Raw genomic sequence first — 22,335 nt, 5'->3', positions numbered from 1 at the left:
GAGTGGCGAGGTTCACACGGAAGCGGAAGATTCCTGCGCCGCTGCAGCCCTGCGCGCATGATCCAGGCCCTCGACCATGAGCTTCATGAGCACCGGATGCGCGTCGGCATTCTCCGCGACCCACCGCTCGCCGAGCCCGACGATGTCGACTCCACGACCTACCAGGAACGACGGGTACGCATACTGCACAACGCGCAGGCCGACGTAGACGTCCACCGAGTCGAACAGCCCGCGCACCTCGGCGAAGAACGCCTCACCGAGCGGAGCCATGAACGCCGCATCTGTCGCCTTCGCGAACCCGAGCGCCACCTCATACGCGAAGGCATTGGCCAGGGGAGCGCCATCGGGGTGTGCCAACAGGTCCCAGGCTCGTTGCTTGGCCTCGAGCGTTCCTATTGCCGCCCGAACGCCTGCAGCCCTGCGCTCGCCGGCCGCGGTCGCGTCCTTGGTGAGGTGCTCGGAGACGGTCGCGTCGTCCGCGCGCCCGCACTGGGCAAGCGCCGTAAGCAGGTCCCACGCCAGCTCGGTGTCGATCGGCAGCCCGTCAAGGTGAAGCACGTCGCCGAGCAGCGCCTCGATCCGATCCGCCTGGCCCGGCGTTCGCGCGAGCCAGGCATAGCCCTTGAGGAACAGCAGCTGCGCGTCAGATCCGGGTTCCGCGCCCTCGAGGGCGGCCCACGCGGCCTCGGCGGCGTCGGCGCCCAGCTGCTGAGCGGTGTCCGGCGCCGCGTATCGCGCCACGGCGGTGACGATCGTTCGCAGGTGCGACTCGCGCACCGCGGACACCGTGATGCCTGGTAGAGCCGCAAGTGTCGGCTCCACGTAGTCCCTCGCGGACAGCACGCCGTCCCGGCACATGTGCCACAGCGCGTCGAGCACGAGCGCCTGGCTCATGGGGTCGGCGATGTGGGCGGCGTGGTCGCGAGCGGCAGCGAGCGACACCGGGTCCAGGTGCAGTTTCGCGTACGTCAGATCGCCCCCGTTCGGCAGCAGCAGCGCCGGTCGCGGCTGCGAAACGAGCCGCTCCACCTCGGTGCTCGGCCCGTCTGTCTCCACGGGGACCTCGAACGCGGAGGTGAGAACGCCGTCGGACAGCTCAAGGCCCGCCACCACGAGCGTGTGCGGGCGCGGCAGCGGCCAGCGCTCCGGCGCGGCCTCCGTCACCGCAACGGCCGTGATGCGGTCGCTCGCGTCGGCGGTGACCTCCGCGGCGAGCGTCGTCACGCCCGGCGTCTCGAGCCAGGCCGTGCGCCACCCGTTCAGCGATCGGCCCGACGCTGCCTCCAGTTCGGAGAACAGGTCGCCGAGGGTCGCGTTGGAGAAGGCGTGCTTCTTCAGGTACGCGGCGACGCCTGCGAAGAAGGTGTCCTCGCCGAGGGTCGCGGCGAGCTGCTTGAGCGCCGACGCCCCCTTGGCGTAGGTGATCATGTCGAACGCGCCGGCCACCGAGTCCACGTCCGGCAGGTCCGAGAGCACCGGGTGCGTCGTGGGCAGCTGATCCGTGGCGTAGGCGATGGATTTGCGCTCGGCCGCGAAGGTGACCCATGCGTCTGCCCACTCGGTGGCTACCGCCGCTGCGTACGTGCCGACGTACTCCGCGAACGATTCGTTGAGCCACAGGTCGTCCCACCACCTCATGGTGACGAGGTCGCCGAACCACATGTGGGCCAGCTCGTGCATGACGACGACCGTGCGGAACTCGAGTTGCGCGTCGCTCGCGCGGCCGCGGAACAGCAGCCGGTCCTCGGAGACGGTCACGCAGCCCGCGTTCTCCATGGCGCCGAAGTTGTACTGCGGCGCGTAGACGTGGTCGTAGGAGTCGTAGGGGAACTCGGTGTCGAAGATGCGCTCGTAGAGTTCGAACCCGGCCTGGCTGTCCGCGAAGATCCGCTCGGCCGCGAAGTGCTCCAGGAGCTGCGGCCGCCCGTAGACGCGCGCCGGGATCTCGCCCTTCACGGATTGGATGGTTCCCTCGACGAACGCGTACGGCCCCGCGCACACGGCAGTCGCATAGGTGGGGAGGGGGACGGTGCGGTCGAATGCCCAGGTGAGCGGGCCGTCGGGCCCCCCACTGGGAAGCGGCGCCCGCGAGTTCGAGGCGACCACCCAGTTGCCTGGGGCGGTGACGGTGAACGCGAAGGTGCCCTTGATATCGGGCTGGTCGAAGCACGCGAAGGCGTGGCTCGCGTACATGGTCGCGAACTGGCTGTAGAGGAAGGTCTCGCCGTTCTCCGGGTCCACGAAGCGGTGGATGCCGACGCCCGCGTTCGAGTACGCGAACTCCGCCTCGACCACGAGCTCGTTGTCCGCCGCGAGGCCGGGAAGCGCGAGGCGGCCGCCCGTCGGGTCGAACAGCGCGACGCCGTTGAGCGTCGCGCTCGTCACGCCCGCGGCGACGACGTCGACGAACGTCGCCTCGCCGGGCACGCCGGCGAAGCGCACCACGCTGCGCGAGCGGAACGTGTCGCCGCCGCCCGTGAAGTCGAACGTGACGTCGTACTCTGCGCTCGCGATGAGCGCCGCGCGCGCGGCCGCCTCCTCGCGCTTGATGTTGGCCACTAGTCCTGCGCGTCCTTCGCCTGCGCCTCGAGCGCCCTGCGCACGCCGTCGTGACCCTCGATGACCATGCGCTTGAGGGCGTCATGCGCGTCCTCGTTCGCGGCAAGCCACTCCTCGGCCTTGGCCTGCAGGTCCGGCACGCGGCCCGCGAGCTCGACCGGGTACAGGCCCTCGATGAGGTTCTGCGCGGTCTCGTTGGTGCGGTCCGTGTAGGTGGTGCGCAGCATCGCGAAGTACTCGTCCGCGTACGGCTCGAGCAGCGACAGGTCGTGGGCGCGGTTGAAGCCCGTGATCGCCTCGAACATGATCGCGTTCGGCAGCTCCTCTCCCGACTTCGGGTTGACGAGAGCGTCCCATGCCGCGCGCTTGCCCGCGGCGGTTGGGAGGGCGGCGCGGGAGTGCGCGGCCCGGCGCTGCCCGGAGGCCGTCGCGTCCTTGCTCAGCTGCACCTCGATCGCGATCTCCTCGGCGCGGCCGCCCGCGACGAGGCCGCCGAGGAGGTCCCACGCGAGGTCGGCGTCGATCGGCAGCTCGTCAAGGTGGAGCTTGTCGTCGAGAAGCGCCTCGAGGTTGTCGAGCTGCGCGTCCGTGCTTGCGAGGCCTGCAAACGCGCGGAGGAACTGCAGCTGGTTGTCGCTGCCGGCCTCGGCTTGGAGCGTGAGCTGCCACAGCGCGTCGGCCGCCTTCTCCGTCTCCTCCTTGGCGGCGCCGGGCGCCACGTACAGGCTGAGCGTCGTCGCGAGCTGGCGGAGCAGCACGAGGACCACCGTGGACTCGCTCTCGGCGGCGATGTTGCCCAGGACGAGGGAGATGAACTGGCGAGCGGGCATCTCCGCGTCGCGGGTCATGTCCCACGCGCCGGCGAGCACCAGGGAGCGGGGGAGCGGGGGCAGCGTGTCGAGCGAGCCGACCGCGGTCGCGAGCGAAGCGTCGTCGAGGCGCACCTTCGCATACGCGAGGTCGTCGTCGTTGACGAGGATGAGCGAGGGCCGCGGGCGGCCGACGAGGTCGGGGATCGGCGTGAGCGCTCCGTCGACGTCGGTCTCCTCGATCCAGACCTGCTCCAGGCGGCCCTCGATCACGTCGTAGCCGCCGATGCGCAAGCGGTGAGGGCGCAGCGTCGGCCATTCGGCGGGGGCCTCCTGGGCCACGTCGAACCTGGTAATCACGTCATTCTCGTCCGTCTCGATGACGGGGCGGAGCGTGGTGACGCCAGCCTTCTGCAGCCACACGTCTGACCAGCTGCTGAGGTCGCGGCCCGACGCTTTCTCCAGTTCGGCGAGCAGGTCACCGAGGGTGGCGTTGCCGTGGTGGTGCTTGCGGAAGTACTCGGCGACGCCCTGGAAGAACGCGTCCTGGCCCACCCATGCGACCAGCTGGCGCAGCACGGACGCGCCCTTCGCGTAGGTGATGCCGTCGAAGTTGACCTCCACATCCTCGAGGTCGCGGATGTTCGCCATGATCGGGTGCGTGCTGGGGAGCTGGTCCTGGCGGTACGCCCAGGACTTCTCGAGAGAGTTGAACGTCACCCACGAGTTCTTGTACTTGGTGACCTCTGCGGTCGCGAGGGTGGAGGCGAACTCGGCGAAGCTCTCGTTGAGCCACAGGTCGTTCCACCACTTCATGGTGACGAGGTCGCCGAACCACATGTGGGCCAGTTCGTGGAGCACGGTGACGGTGCGACGCTCGCGGCGTGCCGTGGCAACCTTCCCGCGGAACACGTAGTCCTCGAGCAGGGTCACGCAGCCGGCATTCTCCATGGCGCCCGCGTTGAACTCGGGGACGAAGAGCTGGTCGTACTTCTCGAACGGGTAGTCCATCTCGAAGTGCTTCTCGTAGAACTCGAATGCGGCCTGCGTCTCGTCGATGATGACGTCGGCGTCCAGGTAGTCCGCGAGGGCCTTGCGGCAGTACACGTCGGCGCCGATGCGACCCTTGCGGCTCAGCACCGAACCCTCAACGCGGTGGTACGGCCCGGCGACGATCGCGGTGACGTAGCAGGGGATTCGCGGCGTGGGTTTGAACGCCCAAGTGGCGTGAGCGGGCGGCGGGTACTGCAGGGTCTGGATCGCGGCCGGCGTGGGGGAGTTGGAGATCACGTGCCAGTGACGCGGCGCGGCGATCGTGAACTGGAACGTGGCCTTGAGGTCCGGCTGCTCGAACACGGCGTAGACGCGGCGCGTGTCCGCGACCTCGAACTGCGAGTACAGGTAGGTCTCGCCGTCCTCGGGGTCGATGAAGCGGTGCAGGCCCTCGCCCGTGTTCATGTAGGCGCAGTTGGCGACCACGGTGAGCTCGTTGTGCTCCTTGAGGTTGGGGAGCGTGATGCGGGAGTCCGCGAAGTGCGTGGCGGGGTCCAGCTGCTCGCCGTTGAGCGTGATGCTGAGGACCTCGGGGGCGATGAGGTCGATGAACGTGTCCGCGCCGGGGGTGGCGGCGAAGGTCACGGTCGAGCTTGAGCGGAAGGTGTCCTCGGTGGTGGTGAGGTCCAGCTCGATGCGGTAGGTCTCGGTGGAGACGATGGCGGCACGGGCTTCTGCCTCGGCGCGCGTGAGATTGGTTCCAGGCATGGGGATAAGTCTTTCACGACAGCAACCATGTGGGGTTCCGGAGAGACCTGAAGAATGGGAACCGCTCGTCGACGCGCTCGATCTCCTGGAGGTTGCCGCGGAGCTCCGGGACCTGTGGCTCGCCCACGCCGTCGCGAAGCTCTTGGCACACGTCGCGCAAGCGGTGCTTGACCTCCGCCCACTGGGCCAGTCCCAGGTCCGTGAGCCGCACCACCACGTTGCGGGTGTCCCACGAGCTGATATCGAGTTCGACGAGTCCCCTCGCCAGCATCCGCTGGATCATCTGATGGGCGCCCGGCTGGCTCATCCCCAGTTCCACCCAGAGCCTGCTCACCGGCACGCCCCCGGGCTCCGTCGCAAGCAACCACGCGAACCGCGCCTGCAGGGCGGTCATGGTGAGGTCTTTGGCCGCGAGCATGAGGTGATGCTCAAACGCCCTGGCGGCGCGCACCACCTCAAACGCGAGGCTCACCGAGTCGTCGAGCTCGTCGTCATACCCCTCCCACCTCGCCTCGGCGCGGCGCGACTCCTCGAGGTATTGGTCGATGATCATCTGGCTGACCTCTTGCTGGGTCATCGCCCTGGTGGGTGTCTCTTCTGTCACTCATAACACGTTATGACTGGCGGAAGAGAGTCCCACCTCGGAGCGGCGCCGCCTGTGGACAGGGTTCGGCGCCGCGGGGGTTGGGGACGCGGGTCACGCCTGGGCTGTGCCCCTCGCCTACCGAACGGTAACGTTGGGAATAGCGGGCGGCTTGCCTGCGTCTCACTCACCAGGCCCGACGCTGGGCTCACCTCAGACCCGGACGGTGGCCCCTTGTCCTCACTTACGCCTGCGAAGACGCGCTTGGCGCTGCTCGCGCTCGCGCTCGGCGGCTTTGGCATCGGCACCACCGAGTTCGTCGCGATGGGCGTGCTGCCTCAGATCGCGCAGGGCCTCGAGCCGGCGCTGTGGGCCTCAAACCAGGACGCGGCGATTTCGCGCGCCGGCTGGGTCATCTCGGCCTATGCGCTCGGCGTTGTCGTCGGCGCCCCCACGATCGCCGCCTTCGCCGCCCGCTTCGAGCGCAAAGCCGTGCTCGTCACCCTTGGCGTCGCGTTCACTGTCGCGACCATCGCGTCCGCGCTCGCGCCCACGTTCGGGGCGGCGCTCGCCTTCCGGTTCCTCGCCGGGTTGCCACACGGCGCCTACTTCGGCATCGCGGCTCTGGTGGCCGCGCGCCTCATGGGACCGTCGCAGCGCGGACGCGCCGTCGCCTATGTGCTCGCGGGCCTGACCATCGCGAACGTCGTCGGAGTCCCCGCGATCACCTTTGTTGGCCAACACGCCAGCTGGCGCGTCGCCTACGGCCTCGTTGCCGTGATCTTCACCATCGCCACCGTCGCGATCGCCCTCCTCGTGCCACGCGGTGAGAAGGACCCTCACGCCACGATGCGCCGAGAACTCGCCGCCTTCGGCAAGCCGGCGGTGTGGTTCGCGCTTCTCACCGGCGCCCTAGGGTTCGGTGGATTCTTCGCCGTGTACTCGTACGTGGCGCCCATGACCACCGAGGTGGCCCACGCGAGCCCCGCCTTCGTGCCGCTCGCGCTCGCCATGCTCGGCATCGGCATGACAATCGGCAACGTCATCGGCGGGCGCATGGCCGACCGCGGCGCCATCCGTGCCGTGTTCCAACTGTTCGGTGTGTTCGCTGCGTCGCTCGTTGTGCTCGGCCTCTTGGCGAGCACGCTTCCGGGGATGCTCGTTGGTGTGCTGCTGGTCGGCGCGTCGGCGGCCGCGATCTCGCCCGCGATCCAGACCCGACTCATGGACGTCGCGGGCGACTCCCAGACCATGGCCGCCGCGGTGAACCACTCGGCCCTCAACCTCGGCAACTCGCTCGGTGCGTTCCTCGGCGGAGCCGCGATTGCCGCGGGGTGGGGTTACCTCGCCCCAACCTGGCTCGGGCTCGCGCTCTGCGTGCCGGGAGTCATGTTCGCGCTCGCGGGGTGGGCAGTCACGAGGCGCACGTCTGGAAAGGTCGCGGACCATGCCCAAGCGGAGCCGCTCGGCGCGGTGTAGCCGCGATCTTGTACAACCTCAGCGCGCGAGCTCTGCAACAACTCGTTAGCGTCGGTAGCGCACGGAGCCTGAGGACGCGTGGGATGTGTGCGCAATGACGGACTTTGCACGCAACGCAGGAATGCGTGCCCTGGCAATTGGCGCTGTGGTCGCTCTAGGAATCAGCGTTGCGGCGTGCTCATCACCTCGTACGGCGGTTTCCGCCGCGCCTACTTCTGGCTCGTCAATCTCGTCATGGGTGGCGTACTTCGAGCAGACCGGCGAATTCCAAACCATCGGCGAGGAGCAACAGCAGGTGTTGGAATCGGCGGCGCCGTCAGGCGAACTCACCTGGGCCGACGTCACAGGCCTCATCGAGTTGAACTTCGAGTGCGTGGAGAAGCAGGGGCTGCAGGCTCACTGGCAGGATCCGCTCGACACCTACGGATTTCCCGTTCCCAGCTATGCGATCACCGAGTCGACGGCGCTGGGCAGTGACGCGAGTCAGGCCGTGATGGACGAGTGCGCCACCCGCTACAGCTCACTCGCTGAGCAGCTCTACATATGGCAGCCGAAGAACGCCGCAATCGAGCAAGACCACTGGGAACGCGTGGACCGCCAAGGCATCATCGACTGCCTACGCGACAATGGGGTGGAGGTCGATGACGCCGCAACACGAAGCGAGATCGAGCTACTCGCGCTCGAACTGGCCACACCCTCGGGCCCGACCAACGACCCTGTTTTCGGAGTGGACTGCTTCCCTACAGACTGAGGAGGAGCGAGGTCCCGGCACTCACACGGTCACCACGATCTTGCCCCGCACGTGGCCGCCTTCGAGTTCGCGGTAGGCGTCCGCGGCCTCCTCGAGGGGGTAGGTGCGCGCAACCTCGACGCGGACTTTGCCTTCGTCGATCAGTTCGGCGAGTTCGCCCAGCGCCGCGGAGTCTGGTCGCACCCACACCACTGACCCGCCCAGTTCGATCGCCGACTTGCCCGCCGCGATCGTCACGAGGCGGGATCCCGAGCGCAAGAGCGGCGCGCTCGCCTCAACCGCCTCCTTACCGATGTAGTCCAGCACCACGTCGTAGCCTTCCGGATGCACGTCGAGCGCGCGGTCGGCGACGCCGTCGCCATACGTGATCGGGGTTGCGCCGAGCGAACGCACGTAGTCGTGATTTCGCTCGGAGGCGGTTGCCGTGACCGTTGCCCCGGCCGCGATGGCGAGCTGGATCGCGAACGATCCGACGCCGCCCGAGCCGTTGTGAATGAGGACTCGGTCGCCCGCCTCCACGTGCGCGCGCCGGACCGTGCGTAGCGCCGTGAGTCCCGCAAGTGGCACTGCAGCGGCCTCGACAAAGCTCAGCGACCTTGGCTTCTTGGCGAGCGCCCGCACGGGGACGGCGGCCTTCTCGGCGAGCATCCCGCCATGCAGTACGTCCTTGCGTGCGTACGCGAAGACCTCGTCACCAACCTCGAACTCGGGAGTGTCTGCGCCAAGCCGCGTGACAACACCGGCGACGTCCCACGCAGGAATCGCGGGGAAAACCGTGTCGATCGACCCCTCCAGGTAGCCCTGTCGCGCCTTCCAGTCCACGGGGTTGAGCCCAACGGCCTTTACCTCGACGATCACCTCGTCGGGCCCGGGCGTGGGCTCGGGGATGTCGGAGAGCTGCAGAACGGAAAGGTCGCCGAACTCGGCGTAGGTGATTGCTCGCATGCAAGGCCCAACCCCGCACGTACGTAGAATCTTCCGGTGACCGACGCGCAAGAGGCAACCGCGGCGTCGGACCTTCCCAAGCGCCACCTGGTCGACTTCGCTCCACTGAAGGCGAGCCCGGCATTCGCGCGCTTGTGGATCGGGGGGGCTCATCAGCGGCATCGGCACGTTCGTGTCCGCCGTGGCAGTTGGCCTGCAGATCTACGACATGACGGAGTCCACGTTCATGGTGGGTCTCGTCGGCGGCGTGGCGCTGGTGCCGATGATCATCGCGGGGCTGTGGGGCGGCGTGCTCGCGGACGTCTTCGACCGACGGCGAGTGCTCATCATCTCCGCGCTCGTGGCATGGGCGTCGGTGCTCGGGCTCGTGGCGCTGTCGGTCTGGGAGGCGGTGGAGGCGGGCAATGGCTCGCACTCGCCCGTGTGGCCGTTCTACGTGGTGACCACCATCAACTCCGTCGCGGGCACCATCATGATGACCACGCGCGGCTCCGTCGTTGGCCGCATCCTGCCGCCGGACATGATCTCGAGGGCGAACGCGCTCAACGGCATCTCCTTCGGCACCATGCTCACCGTAGGCCCCGCGCTCGCGGGCATCCTCGCGGCGAGTGTTGGGCTGCCGTGGACGTTCGCCGTGGACGCGGTGCTGTTCTCCGCCGGCTTCCTCGGGATTTGGACGTTGCCGTCGCTGCCGCGGCTCGGCGAGCCGGTCGAGGCGGGCTGGCACGTGCTCGTCGAGGGCATGGAGTTCCTGCGGAAGTCACCCAATATCCGCCTCAGCTTCATCGTCGACATCATCGCGATGACGTTTGGGCGCCCGTACGTGCTGTTTCCCGCGCTCGGTGCCACGGTTATCGGCGGCGGCTCGCTCACGGTGGGCGCGCTCACCGCGGCCGGAGCCGTCGGCACGGCGCTGACGAGCGTCTTCTCCGGACCGGTTGCGCGCATCCACCGCCACGGCGTTGCGATCGCTCGAGCGATCACCGTCTACGGCGCGTTTGTGCTGCTGTTCGGGGTGGGCGCGTACTGGATGACGCGGGTTGACCACCACCCAGGAAACGGCTGGGGCGGCATCTACTGGCCCGCGCTGCTGATCCTCGCATTCGCGATGGCCGGCATGGGCGCGTCCGACGAGGTGAGCGCGATCTTCCGCGGCTCCATGATCATCCAGGCGGCGCCCGACGAGATGCGCGGTCGCCTTCAGGGCGTGTTCATTGTCGTGGTGACCGGCGGGCCGCGCATCGGCGACCTCTACGCGGGAATCTTCGCCACCGCGGCCGCGCTGTGGTGCCCCCCGCTGTTCGGCGGACTCATCATCATCGGCCTCATCGCGGTGCTCACGCGGGTTCAACGCGGCTGGCGCGAGTACGACGCGCGGACGCCTACTCCGTAGCGGAGGCGTCTTCCTCGGCCATCCAGTCGGGATCCGGCACCTTGCGCAGACGCCACAGCGGCGAGAACACCAGGAACAGCACGCCGATCGTCTCGCCGATCGCGCCGATCCAGAAGGCCGACTGGAGCCCCCAGTGGGTGGCGACGATGCCGCTCAGCAGCGCGCCAAGCGGGCCGACGCCCCAGATCAGCGTGCGGATCGACGCGGTCATGCGCGCGAGCATGCGCGGCGGCGACTGCTTCTGCCGCATCGACACCTGGACCACGTTGAAGGCGACGATGCCGCCGACCCCCAGAACCCCGCAACGGCGACCACGGCGATCGCGGCGGGTCGCGGCATTGCGAAGGACGCCGCCATCATGAACAGCGGCACGGAAGCGAAGATGTACGTGGCCGGAATGGACTTGCCTTCACCGAAGCGCTTGATCCACCACGGCGCGGAGAACGCTCCCGCGATGCCGCCAACGGAGGAGATCGTCAGCATCAGGCCGTAGGACGCGGGACCGAGTCCCAGCTGGCGCAGCAGCAGCACCGGGATCATCGTGTAGGCGACGGTGCCGAACAGGTTCGACGCCGTGGTCGCGAGCACCACGGGCCGGATGTACTGGTTGCGGAAGACGAACTCGATTCCCTCGCGAATCTCCGCGAGGAACTTCGAGTCGTGTGCGCGTGGGGGCGGCTCGTCGGCCGGGATCCTCCAGATCGCGAACGCGGACACGAGGTATCCGAAGGTCGCCGCGAGCGGCAGCCACGCGGCGCTGATCGCCTTGGCGAGCAGGCCGCCAAGGCCCGGCCCGGCCGCGCGCGCCGTTTCTGAGGAGATCTGCAGCCGCGAGTTCGCGTCCCCGAGCTGATCTCGCGAGACGAGAGCGGGCACGATCGACATGTACGCCGTGTCGAAGAAGACCGCTGCCGCGGAGATGATGAGGGCGATGACCATCAGCTGCGGCACATCGAAGGACTCACGGAAGTTGAAGTACATGATCGGGATCGCCGCCATCGCGAGGCCGCGCACGATGTTCGCGCCGATCATGACGCGCCTGCGCGACACCCTGTCGACCCACGCGCCAACCGGCAAAGACAGCAACAGGAACGCGATGCCTTCGGCCATACCGAGCACGCCGATCTCGAACTCGGTGGCCACCAGGTAGGTCACCGCGATGATCGGGATCGCGACCTGCGCGATCTCGACGCCGACCGCCGCAACGGTCTCTCCCGTCAGCAGCGCCACGTACGGGCGGTTTCGCCACAGCGAGGTGTGACCATGCGGCAGTTCCGTCGCGTACGCCTCGGGTTCCGCATCCTGCGGGATCGGGTCTAGCGGCTCGGTCACGCCGTCAGTCTTTCACGATGCGCTGACACATCAGGGTGCAACGGCGAAGCTCGTCATGCCCGACGCTGGGGAGCCTTCGCTTGCGAGCAGCCCCCGCGTGGCTCCAGCGGGCGGCAGCGGCCCCACCTCGAGCCACGAGCTCGCCTCCACGTCGTAGACCCACGCGGTCTTCAGTGAGAGGTTGTTCGCCTGCGTCGCCTCGATGTAGAGCCGGCCGTCAACGGCGGCGACGATGCGCGCGGAGCCAACCGCAGCGTCGGGCACCACGAGCTGCTCAAAGCCGGCGTTGCGCGCCAGGCCGATCGCCACGTCGCCGGGCACCTTGCGCGCCGCACCGTCCGCGGTGAACGGGCCCGCCCACACGCCGTCCGTGACAAAGAAGTCTGGCTGCACCCACGGCCCGTCGTCGGGGGCGGTGGCGGTCGCGGACTTGTTCTCCTTCATCTCATCGGCGCCCGGTCCCACGGCGAAGACGCGCCACACGAGCCGCTCGGGGTCCCAGCAGGAAACGTCGAGCGCGTCGTCGGCTCGCCAGCGGAATGGCGTGCACCTGAGGGGTTCCTCCCACAGCTTTGCCAGGTCCGTGATCGTGCCAGTGGCGGTGTCGACGATGGCCGTTCCCGAGGACGCGTAGGGGCTGTATTCGCCCGCCCGGACCACCGCGAGGAAGTCGCCGTCCGGCGAGATGGAGGCGGCGACCCAGTCCTGTTTGACGGTGGTGATGCGCCCCGCCGCGTCGAGGGAGGCCGCGCTCCGGGCGTTCTGCCACCACCGCACCGAGTCGCGGGCGGTGGTGCCCACGTGCATGGACACGTCGATGCCGGTCGGCGAACTGAGCTCGCCGGTGAGCAGGTCGAGCACTTGCGCCGGGGCGGTGGGGTCGCATTCGATGGGGTCGCACTGGGTGACATATGCGATCGACTCGCCCGCGCTCCACGACTCGATGATGATGGGCGTGCCGGGGTCCAGCTCCAGCAGCTGGTAGCGCCTGCCCTCCGGATTCACGAGGTACACGACCTGCACGGTGGCCGCGATACCAGGGACGACGCCCCCCACCGTGTTCACGGGGTCCACCTGTGGGCGGTAGGTCTGCAGGCTCCATCCGGGTCCGGTCTGCGCGAGCAGGCCCGGCGGCAGCGCCTGCGCCTGCGGCAGGTCCGCGCTGAACGTGACGAAGCCGGGGAGGGCGCGCCCGTTCGCGTCGGTCGTGTTGCTGGGCGCGGGAGTGGGGGAGGTGTAGCTGAAGGTGGGCGTTGGCGTGGGGTTCGCGCCGGGGCTGTCGCATGCGGTGAGCGCAGTCACGGCGACTGCGGCGACAAGCCAGCCCCAGCGTCGGCGCGCGCGGTGGCGCTTTTCGGCACCCATCACGCGTGGCCCCCTTGAGCGAAGTTCACGCCTACCTTAACGGGCGATATTGCCGGTATGTGCCAGGCCCGACGCTGTTGTCACCGGATCGTGACCCTCGCCCCGACGTAGGGTTGGGGCGTGACCTTCGGAGGAATGCCCCGCGGCGGAGGGGGCCGTGGCCGCGGAGACGAGGAGGTCATCCGGGCGCAGAACGCGGAGGCCCCGCAGATCCCGCATCTGTGGCGGCGCGTGGTCGTCATGTTCCGTCCCTACCGCCGGGGCCTCACGCTGACCGCGATCCTGGTGCTGCTCAGCTCGGCCGCGGCCGTGGTGCCGCCGCTCGTGTTGCAGCGGATCTTCGACGACGCGCTCTTCCCGCCCAGCGGCGGCGTCAACATGACCCTTCTGACGCAGCTGGTGGCCCTCACGATCGCGCTCTACCTGGTAATCGCGGGGTTGGGCGTGTGGCAGACGTACGTCACCTCCACCGTTGGCAACAGGGTCACGGGTGACCTCAGAGTCACGGTCTTTGACCGGCTGCAGTCCATGGACCTCGCGTTCTTCACGCGCACCAAGACCGGCGTCATCCAGTCGCGGCTGCAGAACGACGTCGGCGGCGTGTCCGGGATCCTCACCACGCTTTTCTCGACCATCCTCGGCAATGCGGTGACGATCATCGCGAGCCTCGTCGCGATGATCGCGCTCGATTGGCGTCTCACGCTGCTCGCGGTGATCCTCATGCCCGGGCTCGTGGTGGTGCAGCGGCGCGTTGGCCAGGTGCGCGCACGCATCGCCACCAAGACCCAAGAGTCGTACAGCGAGCTCACCGCGATCACCCAGGAGACGCTCTCCGTGAGCGGGATCCTCCTGTCAAAGACGCACAACCGCCAGCGCCTCGAGTCCGAGAGGTACGGAGCGGAGAACCGCAACCTCGTGCGACTGCAGGTGCGGCAGGCGATGGCGGGGCAGCGGTTCTTCGCGCTCGTGAGCGTCATCATGAGCTCGGTTCCGGCCGTGATCTACCTCGTAGCAGGACTGTTGCTGACCCACGGCCAGGAGGAGGCGATCACGGCGGGAACGATCGTCGCGTTCACGGCCGTCCAGGCGCGGCTCCTGTTCCCGCTCATGTCCCTCATGCGCGTTGCCCTCGATGTGCAGACGTCTGGCGCGCTGTTCGCCCGCATCTTCGAATACCTGGACCTCGTTCCCGCGATCTCGGACGCGCCGGATGCGGTGCCGGTCTCCGAGGCGCCCGGCCCTCTCGGCGCGATCGAGTTCCGGGACGTCACGTTCCGCTACCCGGATGCCAGGGAGGATTCGCGCCCGACGCTGGCAGGGGTCTCGTTCTCGGCTCGCCCCGGCGAGACGCACGCCTTCGTGGGCCCTTCCGGCGCCGGCAAGACGACCATCGTGTACCTGGCCGCCCGACTCTATGAAGCGTCGGGCGGGAGCGTGCTTTTCGCCGGCGAGGACGTGCGGCGACTCACCCACGAGAGCATCGTTGAGCACGTTGGCGTGGTGAGCCAGGAGACGTATCTGTTCCATGCGACGATCGCGCAGAACCTGCGCTATGCCAGGCCGGATGCGACCCAGGCCGAGCTTGAGGAGGCCTGCAAGGCCGCCAACATCCACGACGCCATCATGAGCTTCGACGACGGCTACGAGACGGTCGTCGGCGAGCGCGGATACCGGCTGAGCGGGGGAGAGAAGCAGCGCGTCGCGATCGCGCGCGTGCTGCTCAAGGACCCCGAGGTGCTGCTGCTCGACGAGGCCACGAGCGCGCTCGACACGGTGAGCGAGCGCGTGGTGCAGGCGGCGCTCGACCGCGCGGCGCAGGGCCGGACCACCCTGGTGGTGGCCCACCGGCTGTCGACCGTCAGGGACGCGGACGTGATCCACGTGGTGGAGGCTGGCCACATCGTGGAGTCCGGCACGCACACGCAGCTGCTCGCGCTCGGCGGCCTGTACTCGCGCCTCGCGGCCGAGCAGGAGACGGTGTGAGCGCGCCCACGCGCCGCGACCTGCTCCGCAACCTCGTCTTCGTGATCCTCGTGCCAGGGGTGATGGGTGGTGTGGTCCCGTTACTCATAACACGTTATGAGTACGCGGGGGCACACCCCCAAGGGGCGTTCGCCGTCGCGGTGGCGTGGGTTTTCATCGCGGTGGGCAGCGCGGTGCTGTTGTACGGCGTGTGGCGCTTCGCGGCCGACGGGCGGGGCACCCCAGCGCCCACCGCACCTACCGAGCGGCTCGTCGTTGGCGGCCCCTACCGGTACGTGCGCAATCCCATGTACTTGGCCGTCGGCGCCGTCATCGCGGGTCAGGCACTGCTGCTCGCGAGCCTCGGCCTTCTCGTGTACCTCGCGGTCTTCGCGGTGGCCGTTGTGCTCTTCGTCAAGCTCTACGAAGAGCCGACGCTCCGCGCTACGTTTGGTGCCGAATACGAGGCATATTGCGCCGAGGTGCCCGCATGGTGGCCCAAGCGTCCGCGCCTCACCAAATAGTGACGCGCTGCTCCGGGGCCAGGTAGAGCTCGTCGCCCTCGTGGACGTCGAACGCCTCGTACCAGGCGTCCACGTTGCGCACAACGCCGTTGATGCGGAACTCCTCCGGCGAGTGCGGGTCGGTGTTGATCTGCGTGATGAGGGCCTCGTCACGGCGCTTGGTGCGCTCGGAGAGCGCGTAGCCGATGAAGAAGCGCTGCACGCCGGTGAGGCCGTCGACCACGGGCGCGTTGTGAAGCGATCCGCCGAGCGCGATCTCGTATGCGCGCAGTGCCACCTCGACGCCCGCGAGGTCGCCGATGTTCTCGCCGACCGTCAGCGCGCCGTTCACGGTGTGCTCGGGGCCGAGCTGCTTGGGGGAGTAGCCGTCGAACTGCTCAATGAGCTTGTTCGCGCGCTCCATGAACGCCTCGCGGTCGGCCTCCGTCCACCAGTCGTCGAGCTTGCCGGTGCCGTCGTACTTGGAGCCCTGGTCGTCGAAACCGTGCCCAACCTCGTGGCCGATCACGGCGACGATGCCACCAAAGTTGACCGCGTCGTCGGCCTCCGGGTGGAAGAACGGGGACTGGAGGATGGCGGCGGGGAACACGATCTCGTTCGCGACCGGCAGGTAGTAGGCGTTGACCGTCTGGGGGGTCATGAGCCACTCGCTGCGGTCAACGGGCTTGCCGATCTTTGACCAGTCCCAGTCCTCATCGAAGGCGGACGAGACGCGGACGTTGCCCACGAGGTCGGTCGCGCTCGCGGTGAGGCCGCTGTAGTCGCGCCACTTGTCGGGGTAGCCGATCTTCGGAGTGAACTGCGCGAGCTTGTCCAGCGCCTTCGCCTTGGTCTCGGGCGTCATCCACTCGAGCTCGCCGATGGCCTCGCCGTAGGCCCGGACGAGCGTGGCCACGAGGCGGTCCATGTGCTCCTTGTGGTCCGGCGGGAAGTGGCGTGCCACATACTCGGCGCCCACGGCCTCGCCAGCGGCGCTCTCGACGAACTGCACGCCGCGCTTCCAGCGCACGCGCTGCTCCGTGGCGCCGCTGAGCACCGTCCCGTAGAAGTCGAAGTTCGCCTTGGAGATCTCAGGGGTGAGATACGGTGCGATCGACGCGACGAGCTTCCAGCGCAGCCACTCCTTCCACTGCTCAAGGGGCAGCGAGGACCACAGCCGGGCGAACTCGCTGAGGTAGCTCGGCTCGCTCGCGATGAGCAGGTCGTGCGCGGCCTCGGGCAGGCGGATCGCGTCGGCCCACGCACGCCACGGGAACCCCGGGGCGTCGGCCTCGAGCTTCGCCAGCGTCGTCGGGTTGTACGTGAGCTCCGCCTCGCGGGTCTTCACCACGTCCCAGTGGTGCTCGGCGAGCGCCGTCTCAACGGCCATCACGGCATCGGCGTCGAAGCCGATCCCGGTCAACTGCGCCATGCGAGCCAGGTGCTCCACATACTTTGCGCGAACCTCCGCGTGGGCGTCCTCGCGGTAGAACGCCTCATCCGGCAGCCCCAAGCCAGACTGCAGCAGGTACACCACGTTCGAATCGGGGTCCGCCTTGGCCGCGAACACGTAGTAGCCGACGCCCCCCTGCGTTCCCTCACGCTGGAGGCGGCCAAGGAGCTCGGCGAGCGACTCCGGCGACTCCGCCGCGTCGATCTCGGCGAGGTCGCTGTCGAGCGGGGTGGTCCCCAGTGCCGTGAGGGTGTCCTCGTCCATGAAGCTGCGGTACAGCGCCCCCACGAGCGAGTCCTCTGGCGCCTCCTCGATGATCTGCCGCACCGCGATCTCGGAGTCGTCGCGCAGCTTGTGGAAGGTTCCGTCCGCCGCGCGGTCGGCCGGGATCGCGTGGCTGTCGAGCCACGTTCCGTTCACGTATCGGAAGAAGTCGTCCTGCGGGCGGATGGTCTTCGAGAGGGAGGCTGCATCAATGCCGGAGGCGCTCGTCATGGGCCAACCCTAACGGGGCCCGACGCTGGGGCCAGTTCACTTTCGCGCTCGCTTCGCTATTGGTGAATCCAGGCCTGGCACAATGGCCGCATGCGCCTTCACATTGGATCAGACCACGCCGGATTCGACCTCAAGCAGGCCCTCGTTGAGCACCTCAGGGCGGCCGGGCACGACGTCGTCGATCACGGCGCGCACGCCTACGACCCCGAGGACGACTACCCCTCGTTCTGCTTCGCCGCGGCCGAGGCCACTGTCGCCGAGCCGGGCTCGCTCGGCATCGTTATCGGCGGCTCCGGGAACGGCGAGCAGATCGCGGCTAACAAGGTGAAGGGCGTGCGCGCGGCGCTCGCGTGGAGCCTCGAGACCGCGAAGCTTGGCCGTCAGCACAACAACGCGAACGTCGTGGCTGTCGGCGGGCGCATGCACCCCGAGGCCGAGGCCATCTCCTTCGTGGACGCCTTCATCGCCGAGCCGTTCAGCGAGGGAGAGCGCCACAAGCGCCGCATCGCCGAGCTGGCCGCGTACGAGGCCGAGCGCTAACCGAGCGGCGGGGCCGACCCTGCCCCAGTGTCGTCCACTCCCGGGGCAACCACAGGGATGGGTTGCGGATTGCTCCCTCTGATTGCGTGTTTCTCGTGAACCAGAGGGATGAACTCGGCGGTCATCCCTCTGGAGGCCGCGCTGCGACGGCGCGCGAAGCTGCGGAGTGAGCAGCCGCGGGGTGACAGCTCCAGCTAGAACGAGACCGGGCTGATCGGCAGCTGGTCCCCAACGAATGCCGCGGAGAGCGCGGCGATCGCGGCCGGTTCACCCGTGACGAGACCGGCGTCGGCAAGCGACGCGAGCGTGACCCCGCCAAGGTAGGCGGCGCCCAGCTCCTGAGTGGGGATGGTGACCTGCGCCGGTCCCTCTGCGCGCGTCACGCTGGCCTCGCCGCCTGCGATCGCGAACCGCCACACTCCGGCATTGTCCGGAAGCTGCTTGTCGGTGATCTCGACGGTGACGTCGGCATCGGCGCCATAGGAACGCGCGGCGAGAGCCTTGGGCACGTCAAGGAGCCGCACCCAGATGTTGTCGCGAACGGTGAATTGCGCGCTGCGGATGTCCTTAAGCAGCGTCACGAAGGGGCCGTCCGCCGGGATGTTGCGCATCTTCACCTTGGCCACGAGGTCCAGGTCCAGCACCACGGACAGCAGGCGCCTCTCGGCAGCGCCGGTAGCCGCGGCCCACGTCCACATGCCGAACTCTCCGTCGGGAGCGCCATTGGTCCACCCCAGCTTGCGGGCGAAGATGGCGAAGGCGGCCGGTCCCTCGGCGTCACTGACCCACGCGAACCGGAGCTGCTCCGCGCCCTCGCGCCAGAGCTCGGGGTCGATGAAGAGATCCCTCATGAGTGGGTCGCCTATGGTCGCGTGCGCGCCCGGTCGCTTCACGCGCGCGAGCACGTCGCGCACGATCTGCGAGTGCTTGTCCACGTCCGCGCTCACGAGCTCTAGGCGGAGGTCGTCGGAACCGGGGATCTCCCGTAGCTCGGGCCCGCGCCCGCCGCCGTAGAAGTACGACTGGCACGCGAGGCCGTAGCCGAACCGCTGGTAGATGGCCGTCTCCGCGGCGTAGAGGGTGCTCACGACCTCGCCTCGCGCGAGAGCGCGCGCAAAGTGGTCGTCGATCATCCGCGTGAGGAGCCCGCGCCTGCGGTGCCCCGAGTGCACGCCCACCCACGTGAGACCGGAGGTCGCGACCGTGCCACCGCCGGGCACACGCATCTCGTACGGGTGCGAAGAGTGGACCGCCACCATGGTGCCAACGGGGGCAACGGCCGCGTCGGCGACCTCGATGCCGCGGGCCCGATCCCAGTCGATGACGCCCTTGAGGATGTCGACGGTCGCAACCTGCGCGGTGTTGGCGAAGGCCCATCCGTCGACGTCCAACATCTCGTCCGAACGGTCCAGCGGGATGTCAACCACCCGGTACGAAGACTGCTCTGTCATATGCCAACTGTGTCAGCGTCGGGCACGAAAAGGCGAGGGAAACGACCAAGCCGTAACCCAACCGTTGCGTGGCTACGCAACGCGCAGGGCGTCGATGCGATCGTGAAGGCGCGCGTACTCCACCTTGATGCAGCGGTTCTCGACGGCCGCGAGGCCGGAGGAGCGCGCGATGCCCATGGCCTCCTCGTTGATCACCCCGAGCTGAAGCCACAGGGTGCCCGCCCCGGCCACGGCGGCCTCCGTGGCGACGCCAGGAGTGTGCTCGGCACGGCGGAACACGTCCACGATGTCCGGCACCACGGGAAGTTCGGCAAGCGAGGCGTAGAAGCCGTGCCCGCGGATCTCCTCTTCCGTGGCGGTGGGGTTGACCAGATAGACCTCGTAGGGCGTGTGGTCCATGAGCCACCTGGCGATCTGGTGGCTGGTGCGAGCCTCGTTGGGGCTCGCGCCCACGACGGCGATCGACTCGGCGTTCGCGAGGAGCTCGGCGAGAGCCGCGTCGTCCGGCGCCTGCCCCGACTGAGGCATAGGGCACGCTTCGATTTCGAAGTCGTTGATCGCTTCCATATGCATCCAAACACCCCCTTTGAGAGGATCATTCCATGGGACGGGGGGCGAGGAATGGGCCCGCTGGCCCTGTCGTTACGCGATTGAGACCGTGAATACGCGGTCCGGAAACGGAGACACGAACATGGCTACGTCGAAGGCGCAGTTGCAGACCCCTGACCTGGGGATCAGCGATACCGATCTGAAGTCCGTCAACCAGGCCCTCGCGACCGTGCTGTCGGACACGTTCACGCTGTTTGTGAAGACTCAGGGCTATCACTGGAACGTGACCGGCCCGCACTTCCGCTCGCTCCACCTCATGCTTGAGGAGCAGTACATCGAGCTCCACGACGCCGCAGACCTGTTGGCCGAGAGGATGCGCTCGCTGGGCGCCACGGCTCCCGGCTCGTTCGCGGAGTTCACCGAGCTCGCCACCGTCAAGGACCACGTTCCCACGGACGACGCGATGACCATGGTGAAGAACCTCGTCAAGGACAACGAGACGGTGGTGAAGATCATCCGGCCCCTCGTTGACGTTGCCGAGGACGCCAAGGACACCGCCACCGCGGACCTCCTGAACGCTCGCCTCGCGGCACACGAGAAGGCCGCGTGGATGCTGCGGTCGCTCCTCGCCTGATTCAGGCCCGACGCTGGGTACAGCAACGGCCCCCCACCGTGACGGTGGGGGGCCGTGCTCCGTGGCGCGGCTGAGGGGGCGCGCCAGGCTGTGATGGCCCGGGCGATTCCCCGGGCCCTGCCACTAGTACACCACTGAGTTACGCGTAGGGCTAGATGTAGTACATCGCCGGTTCGTGGGGCTCGACGTTGTCGAACGGCGACGGGTAGTCGGGAGCCGGGTGTCGGTGCGAGTCGCCCATGTCGATGGCGGAGGCCGCGGTGTAGGCCTCCTTCGGCTTGGGGTGCTCACGCACGACGGCGGGGATGCCGATGGCGGTTGCCCCGTCCGGCACGTCCTTGACGACTACCGCGTTCGCTCCGATGCGCGCGTCGGATCCGATGTGCACCGCTCCCAGCACCTTGGCCCCTGCGCCGATGACGACGCGGTCGCCGACCGTGGGGTGGCGCTTGCCCTGGCTCATCGTGGTGCCACCGAGCGTGACCCCGTGGAACAGCAGCACGTCGTTGCCGACGATCGCCGTTTCCCCGATCACCACTCCCATGCCGTGGTCGATGAACAGGCGACGCCCTAGCTCGGCGCCCGGGTGGATCTCGATGCCCGTGCGGCGCCGCGCGTACTGCGACCACAGGCGGCCGTAGGTCTTGAGGCCGTGAGTCCACAGCCAGTGCGCCGCACGATAGTGCCAGACCGCGTGAACCCCCTGGTATGACACCGCAATGACAAGCCAGCTGTGCGCCGCGGGGTCGCGGTGCCGGGCCGTGCGGATGTCCTCCAGCGCCAAGGCCAGGGGGTTCAGGCGATCGGACACAGGGAGAGCCTCAGTCCATCAGGTCCGCGTAGAGCACGGAGGAGAGGTAGCGCTCACCGAAGGACGGGATGACCGTCACGATGGTCTTGCCTGCGTTCTCCGGGCGGTTCGCCACCTGCACCGCGGCGGCGAGAGCGGCGCCCGAGGAGATGCCGACGAGCAGGCCCTCCTTGCGGGCCGCGGCACGCGCCGTCGCAACGGCAGTCTCCGAGTCGATGTCGATGACCTCGTCGTAGATCTCGGTGTTGAGGATCTCCGGAACGAAGTTCGCGCCGAGGCCCTGGATCTTGTGCGGACCGGGGGCGCCGCCGTTGAGGATCGCGGACTCTGCGGGCTCCACGGCGATGATCTGCACGCCGGGCTTGCGGGCCTTGAGCACCTCACCGACTCCGGTGATGGTGCCGCCGGTGCCGATGCCGGCCACGATGATGTCAACCTCGCCGTCGGTGTCGTTCCAGATCTCCTCGGCGGTGGTCTTGCGGTGGATCTCCGGGTTCGCGACGTTCGCGAACTGGCGGGCGAGCACCGCGCCCTCGCGCTCCTCGGCGATCTTGTTCGCGGCCTCGACCGCGCCGCTCATACCCGCAGGTCCGGGCGTGAGGATGAGCTCGGCGCCGAACGCGCGCAGAAGCGCGCGGCGCTCCTTGGACATCGTCTCCGGCATGGTGAGCACCACGTTGTAGCCGCGAGCGGCACCGACGAACGCGAGCGCGATGCCCGTGTTTCCGGAGGTGGCCTCCACGATCGTTCCGCCCGGCTTGAGGGAGCCGTCGGCCTCCGCGGCGTCGATGATCGCGACGCCGATGCGGTCCTTCACGGAGTTGGCGGGGTTGTAGAACTCGAGCTTCGCGAGCACCGTGGCGCCCGCGCCCTCGGTGAGCTTGTTGATCTTGACGAGAGGGGTGTTGCCGACGAGGGCCGTTGCGTCCTCATAAATCCGAGCCATGGTGCGATTCCTTT

At 68.3% G+C, this 22,335-nt stretch carries 19 protein-coding genes; 7 read left to right on the top strand and 12 right to left on the bottom strand.

Annotation, left to right across the window (positions count from 1 at the left end; translation table 11 throughout):
* Window positions 1-12: 12 nt before the first annotated feature.
* Genes pepN (NVV57_01930) through NVV57_01920 form a run of 3 tightly spaced genes read right to left on the bottom strand, consistent with a single transcriptional unit; the run spans window position 13 to window position 5,733 of the window.
* Window positions 13-2,559, bottom strand: a complete 2,547-nt coding sequence (gene pepN / locus NVV57_01930) for an aminopeptidase N (protein MCR6711514.1) — start codon at window positions 2,557-2,559, stop codon at window positions 13-15.
* Window positions 2,559-5,129: an aminopeptidase N gene (gene pepN, locus NVV57_01925; protein MCR6711513.1), complete on the bottom strand. Its 2,571-nt coding sequence runs from the start codon at window positions 5,127-5,129 to the stop codon at window positions 2,559-2,561. The genes pepN (NVV57_01930) and pepN (NVV57_01925) overlap by 1 nt, the downstream gene beginning before the upstream one ends.
* Window positions 5,130-5,142: 13 nt before the next feature.
* Window positions 5,143-5,733 carry a MarR family winged helix-turn-helix transcriptional regulator gene (locus NVV57_01920; protein MCR6711512.1) on the bottom strand — a complete coding sequence of 197 codons (591 nt, stop codon included), beginning with the start codon at window positions 5,731-5,733 and terminating at the stop codon, window positions 5,143-5,145.
* A gap of 213 nt (window positions 5,734-5,946) precedes the next feature.
* On the opposite strand from NVV57_01920, the gene NVV57_01915 reads away from it, so the two are divergent.
* Together NVV57_01915 and NVV57_01910 are read left to right on the top strand one after the other, a co-directional pair.
* Window positions 5,947-7,191 (top strand): MFS transporter, encoded by a 1,245-nt coding sequence (locus NVV57_01915; protein MCR6711511.1) that lies wholly within the window; start codon window positions 5,947-5,949, stop codon window positions 7,189-7,191.
* Between the two features lie 238 nt (window positions 7,192-7,429).
* The gene (locus NVV57_01910) at window positions 7,430-7,942 is read left to right on the top strand and encodes a hypothetical protein (protein ID MCR6711510.1); all 513 of its coding nucleotides are present in this window, start codon (window positions 7,430-7,432) and stop codon (window positions 7,940-7,942) included.
* Window positions 7,943-7,963: 21 nt separating this feature from the next.
* Here NVV57_01910 and NVV57_01905 read toward each other — a convergent pair whose 3' ends face one another.
* The gene (locus tag NVV57_01905) at window positions 7,964-8,887 is read right to left on the bottom strand and encodes an NADP-dependent oxidoreductase (GenBank protein MCR6711509.1); all 924 of its coding nucleotides are present in this window, start codon (window positions 8,885-8,887) and stop codon (window positions 7,964-7,966) included.
* Between the two features lie 172 nt (window positions 8,888-9,059).
* Here NVV57_01905 and NVV57_01900 point away from each other — a divergent pair, with 172 nt between their 5' ends.
* Entirely contained in the window at window positions 9,060-10,280 is a 1,221-nt protein-coding gene (locus NVV57_01900; protein ID MCR6711508.1) for an MFS transporter, read from the top strand.
* Here the strand turns inward: NVV57_01900 and NVV57_01895 are convergent.
* From NVV57_01895 to NVV57_01885, 3 genes are read right to left on the bottom strand one after another with little or no spacing between them, the layout of a single operon-like run.
* Window positions 10,270-10,491: a hypothetical protein gene (locus tag NVV57_01895; GenBank protein ID MCR6711507.1), complete on the bottom strand. Its 222-nt coding sequence runs from the start codon at window positions 10,489-10,491 to the stop codon at window positions 10,270-10,272. The genes NVV57_01900 and NVV57_01895 overlap by 11 nt on opposite strands.
* Window positions 10,488-11,612 carry an MFS transporter gene (locus NVV57_01890; protein ID MCR6711506.1) on the bottom strand — a complete coding sequence of 375 codons (1,125 nt, stop codon included), beginning with the start codon at window positions 11,610-11,612 and terminating at the stop codon, window positions 10,488-10,490. The genes NVV57_01895 and NVV57_01890 overlap by 4 nt, the downstream gene beginning before the upstream one ends.
* Before the next feature lie 30 nt (window positions 11,613-11,642).
* Window positions 11,643-12,980: a kelch motif-containing protein gene (locus NVV57_01885; protein ID MCR6711505.1), complete on the bottom strand. Its 1,338-nt coding sequence runs from the start codon at window positions 12,978-12,980 to the stop codon at window positions 11,643-11,645.
* Window positions 12,981-13,112: 132 nt separating this feature from the next.
* Between NVV57_01885 and NVV57_01880 the strand changes: the two genes are divergently transcribed.
* Complete coding sequence (locus tag NVV57_01880) at window positions 13,113-14,960, top strand: ABC transporter ATP-binding protein/permease (protein MCR6711504.1); 1,848 nt, start codon at window positions 13,113-13,115, stop codon at window positions 14,958-14,960.
* Entirely contained in the window at window positions 14,957-15,463 is a 507-nt protein-coding gene (locus tag NVV57_01875; GenBank protein ID MCR6711503.1) for an isoprenylcysteine carboxylmethyltransferase family protein, read from the top strand. The genes NVV57_01880 and NVV57_01875 overlap by 4 nt, the downstream gene beginning before the upstream one ends.
* Here the strand turns inward: NVV57_01875 and NVV57_01870 are convergent.
* Window positions 15,453-17,390, bottom strand: coding sequence for a peptidase M13 (locus tag NVV57_01870; protein MCR6711502.1), 1,938 nt, complete (start codon window positions 17,388-17,390; stop codon window positions 15,453-15,455). The genes NVV57_01875 and NVV57_01870 overlap by 11 nt on opposite strands.
* A 90-nt stretch (window positions 17,391-17,480) precedes the next feature.
* On the opposite strand from NVV57_01870, the gene NVV57_01865 reads away from it, so the two are divergent.
* The gene (locus tag NVV57_01865; protein ID MCR6711501.1) at window positions 17,481-17,930 is read left to right on the top strand and encodes a ribose-5-phosphate isomerase; all 450 of its coding nucleotides are present in this window, start codon (window positions 17,481-17,483) and stop codon (window positions 17,928-17,930) included.
* 194 nt (window positions 17,931-18,124) lie between these two features.
* Here NVV57_01865 and NVV57_01860 read toward each other — a convergent pair whose 3' ends face one another.
* Both NVV57_01860 and NVV57_01855 read right to left on the bottom strand, forming a co-directional pair.
* A complete protein-coding gene (locus NVV57_01860) occupies window positions 18,125-19,381 on the bottom strand; it encodes a GNAT family N-acetyltransferase (GenBank protein MCR6711500.1) in 1,257 nt (418 codons plus the stop codon).
* A gap of 72 nt (window positions 19,382-19,453) precedes the next feature.
* Window positions 19,454-19,948 carry a CoA-binding protein gene (locus NVV57_01855; GenBank protein MCR6711499.1) on the bottom strand — a complete coding sequence of 165 codons (495 nt, stop codon included), beginning with the start codon at window positions 19,946-19,948 and terminating at the stop codon, window positions 19,454-19,456.
* Between the two features lie 124 nt (window positions 19,949-20,072).
* Between NVV57_01855 and NVV57_01850 the strand changes: the two genes are divergently transcribed.
* Window positions 20,073-20,564, top strand: a complete 492-nt coding sequence (locus tag NVV57_01850) for a DNA starvation/stationary phase protection protein (GenBank protein ID MCR6711498.1) — start codon at window positions 20,073-20,075, stop codon at window positions 20,562-20,564.
* 151 nt (window positions 20,565-20,715) lie between these two features.
* On the opposite strand, the gene cysE is transcribed toward NVV57_01850, so the two are convergent.
* Both cysE and cysK read right to left on the bottom strand, forming a co-directional pair.
* Complete coding sequence (cysE, locus tag NVV57_01845) at window positions 20,716-21,375, bottom strand: serine O-acetyltransferase (protein ID MCR6711497.1); 660 nt, start codon at window positions 21,373-21,375, stop codon at window positions 20,716-20,718.
* A gap of 10 nt (window positions 21,376-21,385) precedes the next feature.
* The gene (gene cysK, locus NVV57_01840; protein ID MCR6711496.1) at window positions 21,386-22,321 is read right to left on the bottom strand and encodes a cysteine synthase A; all 936 of its coding nucleotides are present in this window, start codon (window positions 22,319-22,321) and stop codon (window positions 21,386-21,388) included.
* Window positions 22,322-22,335 lie beyond the last annotated feature (14 nt).

This window comes from Demequina sp. (genome assembly GCA_024707205.1).
Taxonomy (GTDB): Bacteria; Actinomycetota; Actinomycetes; order Actinomycetales; family Demequinaceae; genus Demequina.
Note: the sequence above shows the minus strand (reverse complement) of the source record. Positions and strands in the feature narration are given on the sequence as shown.